The sequence below is a fragment of the Exiguobacterium profundum genome, from assembly GCF_042652865.1.
GTDB classification, from domain to species: domain Bacteria; phylum Bacillota; class Bacilli; order Exiguobacteriales; family Exiguobacteriaceae; genus Exiguobacterium; species Exiguobacterium profundum.
In genome coordinates, this window is record NZ_JBHSHG010000001.1 from 1,434,458 (window position 1) to 1,447,992 (window position 13,535).

The 13,535-nt window shown below is 49.4% G+C and carries 15 protein-coding genes; 6 read left to right on the top strand and 9 right to left on the bottom strand.

Annotation, left to right across the window (positions count from 1 at the left end):
* Positions 1–2: 2 nt before the first annotated feature.
* The 3 genes from ACFO4U_RS07395 to ACFO4U_RS07405 all read left to right on the top strand — a co-directional run bounded on the left by ACFO4U_RS07395 (position 3) and on the right by ACFO4U_RS07405 (position 2,566).
* Positions 3–893 (top strand): ABC transporter ATP-binding protein, encoded by an 891-nt coding sequence (locus tag ACFO4U_RS07395; RefSeq protein WP_012727001.1) that lies wholly within the window; start codon positions 3–5, stop codon positions 891–893.
* Positions 883–2,076: an ABC transporter permease gene (locus tag ACFO4U_RS07400; protein ID WP_159562686.1), complete on the top strand. Its 1,194-nt coding sequence runs from the start codon at positions 883–885 to the stop codon at positions 2,074–2,076. Before ACFO4U_RS07395 ends, ACFO4U_RS07400 begins: the two co-directional genes overlap by 11 nt.
* 64 nt (positions 2,077–2,140) lie before the next feature.
* Positions 2,141–2,566: a hypothetical protein gene (locus ACFO4U_RS07405; protein WP_026825360.1), complete on the top strand. Its 426-nt coding sequence runs from the start codon at positions 2,141–2,143 to the stop codon at positions 2,564–2,566.
* A 67-nt stretch (positions 2,567–2,633) separates the two neighbouring features.
* Here the strand turns inward: ACFO4U_RS07405 and ACFO4U_RS07410 are convergent, their stop codons facing one another.
* Both ACFO4U_RS07410 and ACFO4U_RS07415 read right to left on the bottom strand, forming a co-directional pair.
* Complete coding sequence (locus ACFO4U_RS07410; RefSeq protein WP_074036173.1) at positions 2,634–3,233, bottom strand: helix-turn-helix domain-containing protein; 600 nt, start codon at positions 3,231–3,233, stop codon at positions 2,634–2,636.
* Positions 3,234–3,323: 90 nt separating this feature from the next.
* Entirely contained in the window at positions 3,324–3,824 is a 501-nt protein-coding gene (locus tag ACFO4U_RS07415) for a PTS sugar transporter subunit IIA (protein WP_012727005.1), read from the bottom strand.
* A 208-nt stretch (positions 3,825–4,032) separates the two neighbouring features.
* Here ACFO4U_RS07415 and ACFO4U_RS07420 point away from each other — a divergent pair, with 208 nt between their 5' ends.
* Positions 4,033–5,727 carry a M3 family oligoendopeptidase gene (locus tag ACFO4U_RS07420; RefSeq protein ID WP_031422757.1) on the top strand — a complete coding sequence of 565 codons (1,695 nt, stop codon included), beginning with the start codon at positions 4,033–4,035 and terminating at the stop codon, positions 5,725–5,727.
* A 221-nt stretch (positions 5,728–5,948) separates the two neighbouring features.
* Here ACFO4U_RS07420 and ACFO4U_RS07425 read toward each other — a convergent pair whose 3' ends face one another.
* From ACFO4U_RS07425 to ACFO4U_RS07445, 5 genes are all read right to left on the bottom strand, one after another.
* Positions 5,949–6,293, bottom strand: coding sequence for a hypothetical protein (locus ACFO4U_RS07425; RefSeq protein ID WP_215243746.1), 345 nt, complete (start codon positions 6,291–6,293; stop codon positions 5,949–5,951).
* Between the two features lie 198 nt (positions 6,294–6,491).
* Positions 6,492–7,553: a DUF389 domain-containing protein gene (locus ACFO4U_RS07430; protein ID WP_215243745.1), complete on the bottom strand. Its 1,062-nt coding sequence runs from the start codon at positions 7,551–7,553 to the stop codon at positions 6,492–6,494.
* 134 nt (positions 7,554–7,687) lie between these two features.
* Complete coding sequence (locus ACFO4U_RS07435) at positions 7,688–8,581, bottom strand: aldo/keto reductase (RefSeq protein ID WP_276551143.1); 894 nt, start codon at positions 8,579–8,581, stop codon at positions 7,688–7,690.
* On the bottom strand, positions 8,578–9,081 hold the full coding sequence (locus tag ACFO4U_RS07440; RefSeq protein ID WP_074036164.1) for a cupin domain-containing protein: 504 nt from the start codon (positions 9,079–9,081) through the stop codon (positions 8,578–8,580). Before ACFO4U_RS07440 ends, ACFO4U_RS07435 begins: the two co-directional genes overlap by 4 nt.
* Before the next feature lie 81 nt (positions 9,082–9,162).
* The gene (locus ACFO4U_RS07445) at positions 9,163–9,489 is read right to left on the bottom strand and encodes a winged helix-turn-helix transcriptional regulator (protein WP_078147375.1); all 327 of its coding nucleotides are present in this window, start codon (positions 9,487–9,489) and stop codon (positions 9,163–9,165) included.
* Positions 9,490–9,751: 262 nt separating this feature from the next.
* Here ACFO4U_RS07445 and ACFO4U_RS07450 point away from each other — a divergent pair, with 262 nt between their 5' ends.
* The gene (locus ACFO4U_RS07450; protein WP_215243744.1) at positions 9,752–10,954 is read left to right on the top strand and encodes an MFS transporter; all 1,203 of its coding nucleotides are present in this window, start codon (positions 9,752–9,754) and stop codon (positions 10,952–10,954) included.
* Positions 10,955–10,964: 10 nt separating this feature from the next.
* Entirely contained in the window at positions 10,965–11,912 is a 948-nt protein-coding gene (locus tag ACFO4U_RS07455; RefSeq protein WP_215243743.1) for a TIGR03571 family LLM class oxidoreductase, read from the top strand.
* Positions 11,913–11,996: 84 nt separating this feature from the next.
* Here the strand turns inward: ACFO4U_RS07455 and ACFO4U_RS07460 are convergent, their stop codons facing one another.
* Positions 11,997–12,425, bottom strand: coding sequence for a CBS domain-containing protein (locus tag ACFO4U_RS07460; protein WP_012727014.1), 429 nt, complete (start codon positions 12,423–12,425; stop codon positions 11,997–11,999).
* Between the two features lie 254 nt (positions 12,426–12,679).
* Positions 12,680–13,483: an alpha/beta fold hydrolase gene (locus ACFO4U_RS07465; protein ID WP_215243742.1), complete on the bottom strand. Its 804-nt coding sequence runs from the start codon at positions 13,481–13,483 to the stop codon at positions 12,680–12,682.
* Positions 13,484–13,535 lie beyond the last annotated feature (52 nt).

Below are 13,535 nucleotides of genomic sequence, written 5' to 3' on the forward strand. Positions count from 1 at the left end.
ATATGGCATTACATATCGAACGCGTCACCAAGGAGTTTGGTGACTTCAAAGCTGTCGACGACCTCACGTTCCGCGTCCCACAAGGGGAAATGTTTGGTTTGCTCGGTGCAAACGGTGCTGGAAAGACTACGACGTTCCGGATGATCCTCGACATCTTGAAGCCGACCGATGGGAGTATCACGTGGAACGGTAAAGCGGTCGACCATCGCATCGTCGGCTATTTGCCCGAGGAACGTGGCCTGTATCCCAAATCCCAAGTGCGTGAACAGCTCGTCTTTCTCGCAAGCCTAAAGGGCATGCGCGGGAGCGATGCCAAACGCGCGGTCAAGTCATGGCTCGAACGCCTTGAAATTCCTCAATATGAAACGATGCGCGTCGAGCAGCTATCAAAAGGGAATCAACAGAAGATTCAGCTCGTCGCCGCCCTGCTCCATAACCCGGAACTCGTCATCTTAGACGAACCGTTCAGCGGCCTCGACCCGGTTAACGTTGAAATCCTGAAGCGTGAAGTTCTCGCGTTGCGTGACGCCGGGACGACCATCGTCTTCTCGAGTCATCGAATGGAACATGTCGAAGAATTGTGCCAACACGTCGGCATCTTGAAAGGTGGCCGTGCCGTCGTAAGCGGTGACGTCCCGACAATCAAGTCGAGATACGAAGAACCTGCCCTCTTTATTGAAACGGACCAGATTCACATTCTCGAGTCGCTCCCAGTCGTGGAGACAATCGAGCCTTACAAATCCGGTCATCTAGTACGCTTACATTCTTTCGAAGACAGTGACGCCGTCCTGTCGGCACTCGTCCGTCATCAGGCGAACGTGAAGACGTTCATGCGCCAACCGGTATCGCTCAATGACATCTTCATCAAGGAGGTCGGACAGCATGTTTCATAACTTTGGACCGCTCTATGCGTTCACACTCAAATCGAGAATTCGTTCAAAAGCATTCCTCATCTCGACGGCGCTAACCATCCTGTTCATCTTCGGGTTCACGAACATCGACCGCATCATGTCCTCATTCGAGGACTCTGAACAGGCGAGTGCTCTCGTTGTATCTGAGAACACAGAACTCGTCGACACGATGAAGTCACTCGGCTATGAAGACGTCGCATCTAGCGAAATCACGGAAGAAGAGGCACGGACCGGCATCAACGACGGAGAGTATGGGGTCGTCGCTTTTGTCGACGGCTATGATGCCCGCGTCATCTCCGAACGACCGGAACAGGAGTTCACGACCATCTTGCAAACATCTTTACAACAGTTGCGCAATGCGGAATTGATTGAATCGTCCGATGTCGACCCGGCAGTCATCGCTGCTCTCAGCGAACCGATCCAACTCGACGAGTCCTATCTCGGACGCGGTGGAGAGAACTCGGATGAGCTCCTCTCGTCTTCGGCGCTCGTTTACGTCATGTTGATGCTCCTGTACATTTCAATCATCACGTACGGATCGATGATTTCAACAGAAGTGACGACGGAGAAGTCATCGCGTGTCATGGAGCTCATCATCTCAACGACTCATCCAGTGACCCATATGCTTGCGAAAGTGACCGCTATCGGGACACTCGCCCTCATCCAAATCGGAATCTTCCTCGGGTTTGGTTATGTAAGTGCGAGTGGTAGCGAACTGGCGACGACGGTCATCGAGAACGCCGGCAACGCACGGGCTGTCATCTATCTACTCGTCTTCTTCTTGCTCGGGTACTTGTTGTACGCCTCACTCTTCGCTGTCCTCGGTTCACTTGTCAGCCGTGTCGAAGAGTCACAACAAATGGTCATGCCGGTCATCATGCTCCTCGTCGCTGCGTTCTTAGTCGCGATGTTTGGATTGAACAACCCGGATGCGACCATCGTGACCATCCTCTCGTTCGTCCCGTTCTTCGCTCCGATGCTCATGTTCCTTCGCGTCATGCTCGTCGATGTGGCCGTATGGGAAGTGGCGCTTTCGATTGGGTTACTCATCGGAACGATCGGTATCACACTGTGGATTGGCTCGAAATTCTATCGTGGCGGCGTCTTGTTCTATGGAACGAACGCTATTAAACAATGGCGACAAATATTACAAAACCGTCAATAACGTTTACAGCAAATTCGTTTTCGTTTACTCTAAAGAATGTGCAAAATGAGGAGGAAAACGAACTATGCGATCACGATTACTCGCAGCCTTAATCTTTACGTTTATGACGACGCTCACGACGTTCATCTGTTATACCGTCTTCTTAGACGCGGATGCGTTATGGCAAATCCTGCTTGCCTATGCAGGCAGTACGTTCATCGGAACGCTCGCGTTTTGGTATCCGGTCAGCAGACGCTCTCAAACGTCCCGCTTCGGTGGCGCATGGATCGGCATCATGATTACTGCAACGACACTCATTGGCTTCACCGTCATCCGCTTCACATTCCGCGGGGACGCAGCAGCATTGCTCGACTGGCAAACGATGCTGGCGAGTCTTGCCTACACATTCGGTTATGTCGGATGGGTGCTCACAATCTTGAATATCGTGCTCGGCTTCTTACTCGCCGGCACTCGTCCAAAAGTACGCTACGAAGCGCGTCCGATGCGCTGATTGAAGTGACCAGGGGATTCTCCTGGTCGCTTTTTTGTGCACAAAAAAACCGTAGAATGCTCTACGGTCATTGCAATTTATACGATTTATCCACGACACCATACTCCGCGTACTGGAATGAGTTGTCTGCGAATTGGTCTGGGACAAGCCGTTCCACATAGCGTGCGAACGGGACGATGTGACGCGTCGTGTCATGTGACCGTCCGAGATCAAGCACCGCATCGACGAGCGCTTCGAGTGCATGATGTGTCGTCGGCTCTTCATCTTGGTCAAAGATTCGTTGTAACTCTTCTTCGTGCATCAAGTCAAAGATGCGCATCCGCTCTTCGAGTTGCCGTTGCATTTCTTCGACGGACTTCCCGTGCATCGCTTCTTCATAGGCGAGCTTCATCTGTTCGAGTTCCGGCACTTTTCCTCGCATGAGGACTTTGAGCGACTCGCCCGTCCAAATATGGCGTGCCAAATAGTTCGGGTCGATTTGCAAAGCGTCTGCGAGCGCCTCTATGTAAGGCATGGTCGGATAGACCTCACTCAGTTCGGTACGTCGGATAAAGTACGGTGCGACACCAATCTGTTCTGCAAGCGTCTCAATCGACAATCCTGCCCGTTCCCGTAATATTCGAATCCGATCCCCGTATCCCCGGTATGGTGCATTTTTTCCATCCATCTCAATTCCCCCTTCCCTCTCTTCATTATAATTCCCGCATTCGCAAAAAAATACTCGGAAGCCTAAGCTCCCGAGTCATGGGTCGTCTTCTTATTTCTTTGTCAACTCGACGACTTCCGAAGATCCAGCTGTCACCGTGTCGCCTTCTGCGACAAGTTTGTTCACGCCGAAGCTGTCGTGGTTCGTGATGATGATCGGAGTGATCGTCGATGGCGCGTTCGCTTTGATGAAGTCGAGGTCGAACGTGACGAGTGGGTCGCCTGCTTTGACAGATTGACCTTCTGTAACGTGTGTCTCGAAGCCTTCACCTTTAAGGTTTACCGTATCCAAACCGATGTGAATCAAGTATTCCGCACCGTTGTCCGCGTTGATACCGATCGCGTGTTTTGTTGGGAATACTGTCGCGATTGTTCCGCTAACCGGTGAGACGACTTTTCCTTCTGTCGGCTCGATTGCGATCCCGTCACCCATCATTTTTTGTGAGAATACTTGGTCCGGTACGTTCGTGATGTCGACGACCTTTCCTGTAAGCGGTGAAACCGCGTTGAGTTGTTCTTCTTTACCACCAAAAAGTTTTTTAAAGAATCCCATAGCTTAATCCCTCCAACATGTTCTATTGAATCGAAGTCTTCACTTTTATACCCGAAAAGCTAATACTTCAATCCCTACCCTATTAACGGTATAGTTGTAATAAGGTAGTGCGAAATCGTTTTACACATCGTAAGAATACGAGTGTGCAATCGCTTTTGCAAGCCCTTTTTACACTTTGTAAAAATTTCACACGATGGAGGCGCTTACAATGACGACTTTCACAAAATTGTCATATGAACGGCCCGACTTGGACGCTTTAAACAGCAGATTGTCGGACTATTCTGCCGAATTACAGCAAGCCAGCACACTCGAGGAAGCGAACGAGCTCATTCGCCAAATCAACAAAGAACGGAACGACTTTGAGACACAAAGTCAACTCGTCGCGATCCGACATTCGGTCGACACACGCGATTCGTTTTACGAAGAAGAACAGGCCTTCTTTGACGATGCACTTCCGGTCTATGAGAAGGAGATTCAAGCGTACTATCGCGTGTTGACGAACCACGAGCTTCGCACTGAACTCGAAGCGGAATGGGGCAGCCAACTGTTCTCTCTCGCCGAGCGCGCACTTGAAACGTTCGAGGAGTCACTCATCCCGAAACTGCAGGAAGAAAACCGCCTCGCGACAGCTTATCAAAAGGTCATGTCCGCTGCGCAAATCGAGTTTGACGGCAAGACACTCAACTTGTCACAGTTCGGCCCATATCTTCAATCACCAGACCGTGATGTCCGAAAAGCCGCATCTGTCGCCCGCTATACATACCTTTCTGACAACGGCGATGAGCTCGACCGCATTTATGGGGAACTCGTACGCGTCCGTACGGAAATCGCTCACGCGCTCGGCTTCCCGTCGTTCGTCGAACTCGGTTATGCACGGATGCAGCGTGTCGGTTATGACGAGTCGATGGTCGACAACTTCCGGAAACAAGTCCGTGACGTCATCGTCCCGCTCGCTTCTGCTTTGAAAGAAAAGCAGGCGAAACGAATCGGTGTCGACCACCTCTATTACTATGACGAGTCGTTCGTCTTCCCAGACGGAAACGCGACACCGCAAGGCGATGAGTCGTTCATCATCGAAGGCGGAAACAAAATGTATCGTGAACTCTCAAATGAGACGGACGAGTTCTTCCAGTACATGCAGGAACGCGGCGCCCTCGACTTGACGGCGAAACCAGGGAAATCTGGCGGCGGATACTGCACGTACTTACCGTCTGAAGGACTTCCGTTCATCTTCTCGAACTTCAACGGGACGGCAGGCGACATCGATGTTCTCACGCACGAAGTCGGTCATGCCTTCCAAGTGTATGAAAGCCGTCATTTGACGACACCGGAATACGCCTTCCCGACTTATGAGGCGTGTGAGATCCACTCGATGTCGATGGAATTCTTCTGTTGGCCATGGATGGAGCTCTTCTTCGGCGACCAAGTCGACAAGTATAAGTTCAATCACTTGGCAGGTAGCATGACGTTCCTTCCGTATGGCGTGCTCGTCGATGAGTTCCAACATGTCGTCTACCGCAACCCAGAGATGACAGCTGCCGAGCGTCGTCAGGCGTGGCGCGATTTGGAGAAGGTCTATCTCCCGCACCGTGATTATGAGACGAACGACTATCTCGAATCGGGCGCATGGTGGCACCAACAAGGTCACATCTTCCAAAGCCCGTTCTACTATATCGACTATACGCTCGCACAAGTATGTGCATTCCAGTTCTGGGTGCGCATGCATGAAGACCGCGAAGCGGCATGGAGCGATTACCTCACGCTCTGTCAGGCAGGTGGAAGCCGTTCGTTCCTCGAGCTCGTCGAACTGGCAGGTCTCAAATCACCATTCGCAGACGGCGTGTTGAAAGAAACGATTGATCAAATCGAAGACTATCTCTTGAAACATCCGCTCGCGAACTAACGAGTAAAATGATTACTGAATTTTTTCCAATCAATAGGCTTACCAAAAGAAATTCGGGCGCTTTGGAAAAATAACATTTCAGAATTATTTTATTCACTTGATATGAAAAATAGCAGAAATGACTCTACTGAATTCGAGTTATTTCTGCTATTTGTTTTTTTATTCTTTTATGACTGATACCCAAGAGAATTCAGATTTCAAGCAACACGGTTTTGCACTACTTAGTTTAGACTCTTCTCTACAAAAAAATTCACTCCATATCGATTAAGAAGTAAGAAGAAGACAACAATTAAATTCATCTCACTTCTACCATCGTTACTTATAATCATATAATTTAATGTAGCAAGCAATATCAATATATTGAGAGCTTGCAGCAACAATAAATTTTTAACTTTATGATATTTTGTATTTTCAATATTTTTAGTTTCAAGCTGCATTCTATTTTTTTCTTCCAAAAACAAAAAAAGTAAATCACTAGAAAATTGCTTACGTTTAAATTTGTACAGAGCAATGACCATACATAAGACTATTGAAATCTCAAAAAATAAAAGTACATTTAGAAACATGAAAACTCCTCCGGTAAACTAGTTTAAGTTAATCGCTTCGTGTATCACGATCATCAATAGTCATGTACGTCTATTTTACTTCAATAATTCTGAGATTCCAGTTACCTTTTTAAATGAAAGGGAAATATGATGATCTTCTAGCTCATATAAAGAAATCACTTTTCAATCACCAATACATAATTAAAAATAATCGAAATACTAATTCATCTCATTTTGCAGTTCGAACGGCAAGTCCTCTAAATCGATTTGACGGCTGTCGAACAAGTTGAACTGTTGCAGGCGACTTTCGAGATAGTCTTGAAAAATGCGCGCTGCCTGTTCGCCGGACAAACCATTCAAATCCGGTACTTGTGTCACGGACAATTCAATCGCATGTAGCCCATAGTCAGGCAAGCGGGATTCAATCTCCGCAAGTTCTTCATTGGTCAGTCGTTTCCCCGTCGTCGTCACGAGAAGCAAATCATCATCTTCCTGATAGTCCTGACTGATAATGATGGCGTCTGAAAACTCTTCTTCGATGAAATTGTTGATTCCCGTCCGGACGATGCTGTCTTGAACGAGCGTCGCGGCCGAGAAGATACTTGGGACGACGATGAAGACAGACAAGGCAATGAGAAGTCGATTGATTCTTTTATGGTTCGCGTCTTGCTTCGTCAACACTTGTGAGATACCCATGAACTTGACTCCGATGAACGTCGCAATGGCGATGAACGCGCAGTTGATAACGAACAGATAACTCGACCCGATCAAATAATCGACGTTCCACGTCGCAATCGAATAGCCGACCGTACAGAGCGGGGGCATCAAGGCGGTCGCGATGGCGACACCTGGGACGATGTTATTGCTCATCTTCTTTTGCGCCCCGATGATGCCGGCAGTCCCCCCAGCGAAAGCGATGATGACATCCCAAATCGTCGGCTCCGTTCGGGCAATGATTTCATTACTCGCATAGGTAATTGGCGAGATAGCGAAATAAATGGTCGCGACGGTGAGACTGACTGCGACTTGGACCAGAAGTAAACGCACACCCGCTCGAAGAAGTTTCATGTCATAGAGCGACAAGGCGAGACCGATACTCAAGATAGGCGTCATGAGCGGCGAAATCAACATCGCCCCGATAATGATGGGAATGGAATTCATATTCAATCCGATTGACGCGATAAAGATGGAGCACATCAAAATGACGGAATCACTCGGCCGTACTTTTAAATTCGAGTACATCTTGTCTTTGAATTCTTCAGCGGTGTACGTCTGTTCCATATAGAGTTCAGCTCCCTTGTCGTATCGATGTCATCTACACAAGCAAGTCCTCCCTTTATTTACCCGCATCAAGTAAAGGGCAATCGATTTCGCCAAAAGAAAAACTGGACCTTTGTTTGGTCCAGTTCACGTCGTCAAATGACATCTAACGGTTGTTTCGTTGTCGGTGGCGGGAACGCCTCATCGAGCGAAGCAAAATCTTCCTCACTCATGTCGAGCAAGAGCGCTGCCGCATTCTCCTCGACATGCTCGGCCTGCCCGGCTTTCGGGATGGCGATGACGTGTCCGCTCCGGATCGTCCAAGCAAGTAAGACTTGCGCGACTGAGGCACTATACGACTCCGCGATCCGATTGATCGTTTCGTTATTGAAGACCTCTTCTTTCACGTCACTTCCTTCAGCGAGTGGAGCGTATGCCATGACAGGAATCCCTTGTTCTTTTAGATAAGGAAGGAGGTCGTACTCAATCCCGCGACTGCCAAGATGATAGAGCACTTGATTGACCGCGCACTTGTCTCCATTCGGTAGCGACAGCAATTCCTTCATATCGTCCACGTCGAAGTTCGAGACTCCCCATGCCCGAATCTTTCCGTCCGCTTTAAGCTGTTCCATCCCTTGAATCGTCTCCTCGAGCGAGGCATCGCCTCGCCAATGGAGTAAGTAAAGATCCAGGTAGTCCGTCCCGAGTCGTTCGAGCGACGCATCACATGCGCTGACGAGTTTGTCGCCATACGCATTGTATGGATACACTTTCGAGACGAGAAAGACATCTTCGCGTCGGTCTTGGATTGCTTCCCCTACCAACTTCTCAGACTCCCCTTCCCCATACATTTCCGCCGTGTCGATGACATGGAGTCCGCAGTCGATTCCTGTCCGAAGTGCCTCAACCTCGGCATCATGCTTCGATTTGTCTTCCCCCATGCGCCATGTACCTTGTCCGAGTGCGCGCATCTCGCGCCCGTCTTTCAATTTGACGACGTTTTGCTTCAAAGCTGCAAGTAATAAAGAATGTGGTAGTCGTTGATTCATAACGTTTCCTCCTTTGTCCATGCTTCATGTAGTGGACCCGTCGTCCCGAAGACGGGGTCAAACTTCGGTTTTTCGACTTGTTCGATTCGCTTTACGTTGTCCGGTCGTTCTTCGGTCTTTCCTGTCAACGTGTCATAGTCACGACCGTCCGGGTATGCCCCGACCACTTGAAAATCTTCGCTCGCCTCGATGCGACGATGTCCCGTTCCCGCCGGTAAGACGAGGACATCACCTAGGCGGACGCGGACGAGGTCACCGTTCGTCCCTCCGAGTTGAAGCGTCGCTTCACCTTGTAATATGCCCAATACTTCATGCGTGTTGCTGTGATAGTGATGATAGTCGAACACCCCGTTCACCCAACTGTTCGTCCATTCATTATGGGCAAACGTCTCTCGCATCCCGCTCGGGTCATCAAAGACGCCACGATAGAGGAGCGCCGGATAATCCGGATGGTTGGGAATGGAGCCGTCATCTGTAAACAAAAAAGTTTTCACGTCCATCCTAATTCCCTCCTTGTCTCTGTCCCTGTACCCGACTTGTCACTACGAAAAACGGTCGTCCGTATTGGACGACCGTGATGGTTATGAAATGACCTCTTCACCGGACTGATCGATATGGCACTCGCCCCAGGCGCACATGGCGTCCAAGATTGGCTTGAGTGACCATCCGTACTCAGAGAGTGAGTAAATGACTTTCGGCGGAACTTGCTCGAACACCGTACGAACGACGACACCATCCGCTTCGAGCTCACGCAATTGTTGGGTGAGCATTTTTTGCGTGATGTTCGGCATGAGTTTACGCAGTTCACTCGTCCGTCGCTCCCCTTTAATCAAGTGACACATGATGACGACTTTCCACTTACCGCCGATGACGTCAAGTGTCGCTTCGACCGGAATATTATATGGCATTTCGTTTCCTCCATTTCTTACATAGGCACTTTTTGGTGCCTACCGCACTAAAAAGTACGTACTTCTCAAACTGTTTTCATGCACTTATGATAGCAACTGTAGCAAATCTATACAAGTTCATTTCGCTTGTAACATCCCCTTGAGACGGTAAGGTACTTTTTCGACCGTACTGAACAATAGAGGAAAGTGAGATGTCTTTGCTATCCGGAGACGAAGGGCCCTCGTCTTCCACACTATTCATTTATTTTAGGAGGAACTACTCATGAATCAACCGTACACACAACCTATCGAAGAACAGGCACCTAAAAATGGAGGGTTGGCATTACTCGCCCTCGCGATCAGCGCTTTCGGCATCGGAACGACCGAGTTCGTCCCGGTCGGTCTCCTCGCATCGATCGCAAGTGATTTAAACATCGGCATCACTCTCGCGGGTCTCATTATCTCGGGTTACGCGATCGGCGTAGCCGTCGGTGCACCGATTTTGACGGCACTGACGAACCGGATGAACCGCAAGACGTTACTCATGGCACTCATGGTCGTCTTCATCGGCGGAAACTTGGTCTCGGCCATGTCGACCACCTTTGAACTTTTGATTGTCGCCCGATTTATCACCGCATTCTCGCATGGTGTCTTCTTCTCCATCGGGGCAACGATTGCTGTTCAACTCGTACCACCACATAAAAAAGCGAGTGCCATCGCACTCATGTTCACAGGTTTAACTGTCGCAACCGTTACAGGAGTCCCACTCGGTACTTTCATCGGACAAGCGTTCGGATGGCGCGCCACATTCTTCGCCGTCGCAGCACTCGGTATCATTTCAATCATCGCAAGTTTCTTCTTGATTCCAAAAGATTTGAAACAGTCACCCCCAGCGAAGTTCTCAGATATGAAGAAACTGCTCACAAACGGTCGTCTCATGCTCGGATTCTTGATTACAGCACTCGGTTACGGTGGAACGTTCGTCGCCTTCACGTACTTGACACCCATCATGCAAGACGTGACAAAGATCAGCCCGAGCTTGATCAGTGTCGTCTTACTCGTTTACGGAATCGCAGTCGCTATCGGGAACGCGGTCGGTGGAAAGCTCGCCAACGAAAATCCAGCGAAAGCATTGTTCTATATGTTCATCGTTCACGCAGCGGTCATGATCATCATGTCGTTCATGATTCCGTTCAAAGTGGCAGGTTTGATTGCCATCGTCTTGATGGGACTCCTCGCCTTCATGAACGTGCCTGGACTTCAACTGTATATCGTGCAATTGGCTGAAAAATATGTACCTGCCGCTGTCGATGTCGCATCCGCACTCAACATCGCGGCCTTCAACATCGGGATTGCCCTCGGCGCAACAATCGGTGGACTCGTCACCGATTCAATCGGACTTGTGCATACCCCTTGGGTCGGTGGCATCATGGTCATCATCGCCGTCATCTTGACAGCCATTTCACGTCGTTTGGAAGCAAACTAAGGAGGCGCTTATGTTCAACAATCATAGAAGCTACAACCGGATGTACCGGGAGGGCGAGCTCACGCTCGGCCTCCACATTCCTTTAGAGAATTTTAAAATGCGTACCCCGACCCTCGAGCGTCAAGTCGAGCTTGCCCAAAAGGCAGACGATTACGGCTTCACGGTTCTTTGGTTACGGGATGTCCTACTAAAAGACCCGAACTTTTTAGACCCGGCTGTCGGTCAAATTTACGATATGCTAATCTACGGAACACATTTACTTGGTCAAACGAAAAACATTGCGCTCGGTACGTCCGCGCTCGTCTTGCCACTCCGTCACCCCCTTCGTTCGGCGAAGGAAGTCGCAACGATTGAAGCATTGTTCCCAGAACGATTGATTCTCGGGATCTCTTCAGGTGACCGTCGTGCCGATTTCAAAGGGCTCGGAGTCGATCACCCGACACGTGGCGACCAGTTCAAAGAGTCGCTTCGTGTCATGGAGCAGGCGCTCTATAACAACTACCCAACTATTGAATCACCTTATGGGGAGGTCGAACAGGCAACGCTCGTGCCACGTCCGAAGAAGCGGATCCCGACGATGATCACCGGGTTCGCACAACAAGACATGGACTGGCTTGGGGCGAACGGAGACGGGTGGACGTACTACCCGCAGGCACCTTTCGCACAACAGCAAGTGCTCGACGCGTGGCGTGCGAGCGGTGAAGCGCATGGTCGTGCCTTCCGTCCCTTCTCGATGCCGATGCATCTTGATTTGACGCACGACAAAGACGAGCCACCGACACCGATTCGTCTCGGATTCCGACTCGGTCGCAACCACTTGATCAAGTTGCTTGAAGCGTATCGTGCCATCGGCGTGAACCACCTCTTCTTCGCTCTCTTCGACGGAGAACGTCCAGCCGAAGAAGTCATCGATGAATTAGGTGAATATGTACTTCCACATTTTCCACCACTTGATTGAGGTTTGCCCTACTCCTATTTTTAAAAACGAAGCTGAAAGAAACGTAAAACAAGCCAGAACCGTAAGTCGGTTCTGGCTTGTTCATTATCGGACTTCATTCTCCAATTGTTTCAACTTTGTCGAGTAATACTCGATGATGTCACGGCGTCGGATGATGCCGATGAAATACTTCCCATCATCGACGACCGGCACGAAGTTTTGGTCCGTGATCGCATCGACGAGCTCTTCAATTTGTGCCGTAATCGAGACCGGCTTATAGCGAACGCGTTGCTTGATGTCTTTTAGACGTGTCCGGAGCACTTTTTCATAGTCTTCTTCCCCGCGAAGCTGTTCTGCGAGTGCCCAGAGTAAATCCCCCTCTGTCATCGTCCCGGCGTAAAATCCGTTCTCCGAAACGAGTGGGACAGACGTGAATCGATGATGCTTCATCTTTTCAAGTGCTTGTCGTACCGTTGATTCGGGGTCCAAATATTTGACGTCTTCTTTCGGATATAAAAAGAAAGCGATATTCATTTAAATCTCTCCTCAATCTGTTAATCCACCCCGCTATTGTACCATGAATGGTAGGACAGGTTGAACTAAATCCATGTTCTAATCTAGTTTCATCCCCCTTTCTCCAAAACAACACAAAAAAACATCGTGACTCTAGTCACAGCGATGTTTCAGTGATTCAAAAAATGGAAGGGAACTCCAATTGAATTATACCCGTTTTTGTTGGTTCTTACCCTTATCGACATACAAAAAGCCCCCGATTCGGAGGCCATCGATTATTGAACAAACTGCAACAACGTATCGTTAAATTTCTCTCGTTCATCCAGCACCGTACCGTGTCCACTCTCTTCAAAGCGCTCGATTCGCGCGTTCGAGATGCCTTGTTCCATCTGCTCGGCGAATGCGAAAGGACAGATCTTGTCATGCACCCCATGGATGATCAACGTCTCGACATCAATTTTCGGCAAGGCATCTCGCAAATCTTCGTCACGTAACGCCTGTGCCGAGGCAATCGTCCCATGGCTCGACGCGACGAGCGCGAGATGGTGGAACCAGTTTTGCATCGGTTTCGAATGTTCTTTCTCGAAGAAGATTTCTCCGAACCCTTCGAGCATCTTCGGTCGGTCGGCCCGTGTATCGTCAATCAACGCGTCGACTTCGTCCGTTGTCATTCCATATGGATAATCTGCACGCTGTGTGAAGATTGGTGCCGCAGCTCCGGCCAAGACCAATTTGTTGAGTCCATCCTCTTTATAGTCGGCTGCGTAGCGAACTGCAATCGCCCCACCCATTGAAAAACCGACGAGCGTGAAGTTTTTTAAGCCAAGTCCGTAGACGACCATATGCACATCAGACGCCATTGTCTCATAGTCATAACCTGTCGCCGGGGCATCAGATTTCCCGTATCCTCTGAAATCAATGCCGATGTAGCGATATCCCGCTTCGACGAGCGCATTCTTCTGATACTCGAACATATTGTTGTTTGCTGGCCAGCCGTGCAAGAAGACAATCGGTTCCCCAGACCCGACATCCTCTACGTATAGATTTGTACCGTCATGTGCTGTAATATATCCCATCATCCAACCTCCACAGTCATTATTTAGCGAAAACACTCACAACCTCATTATTCCC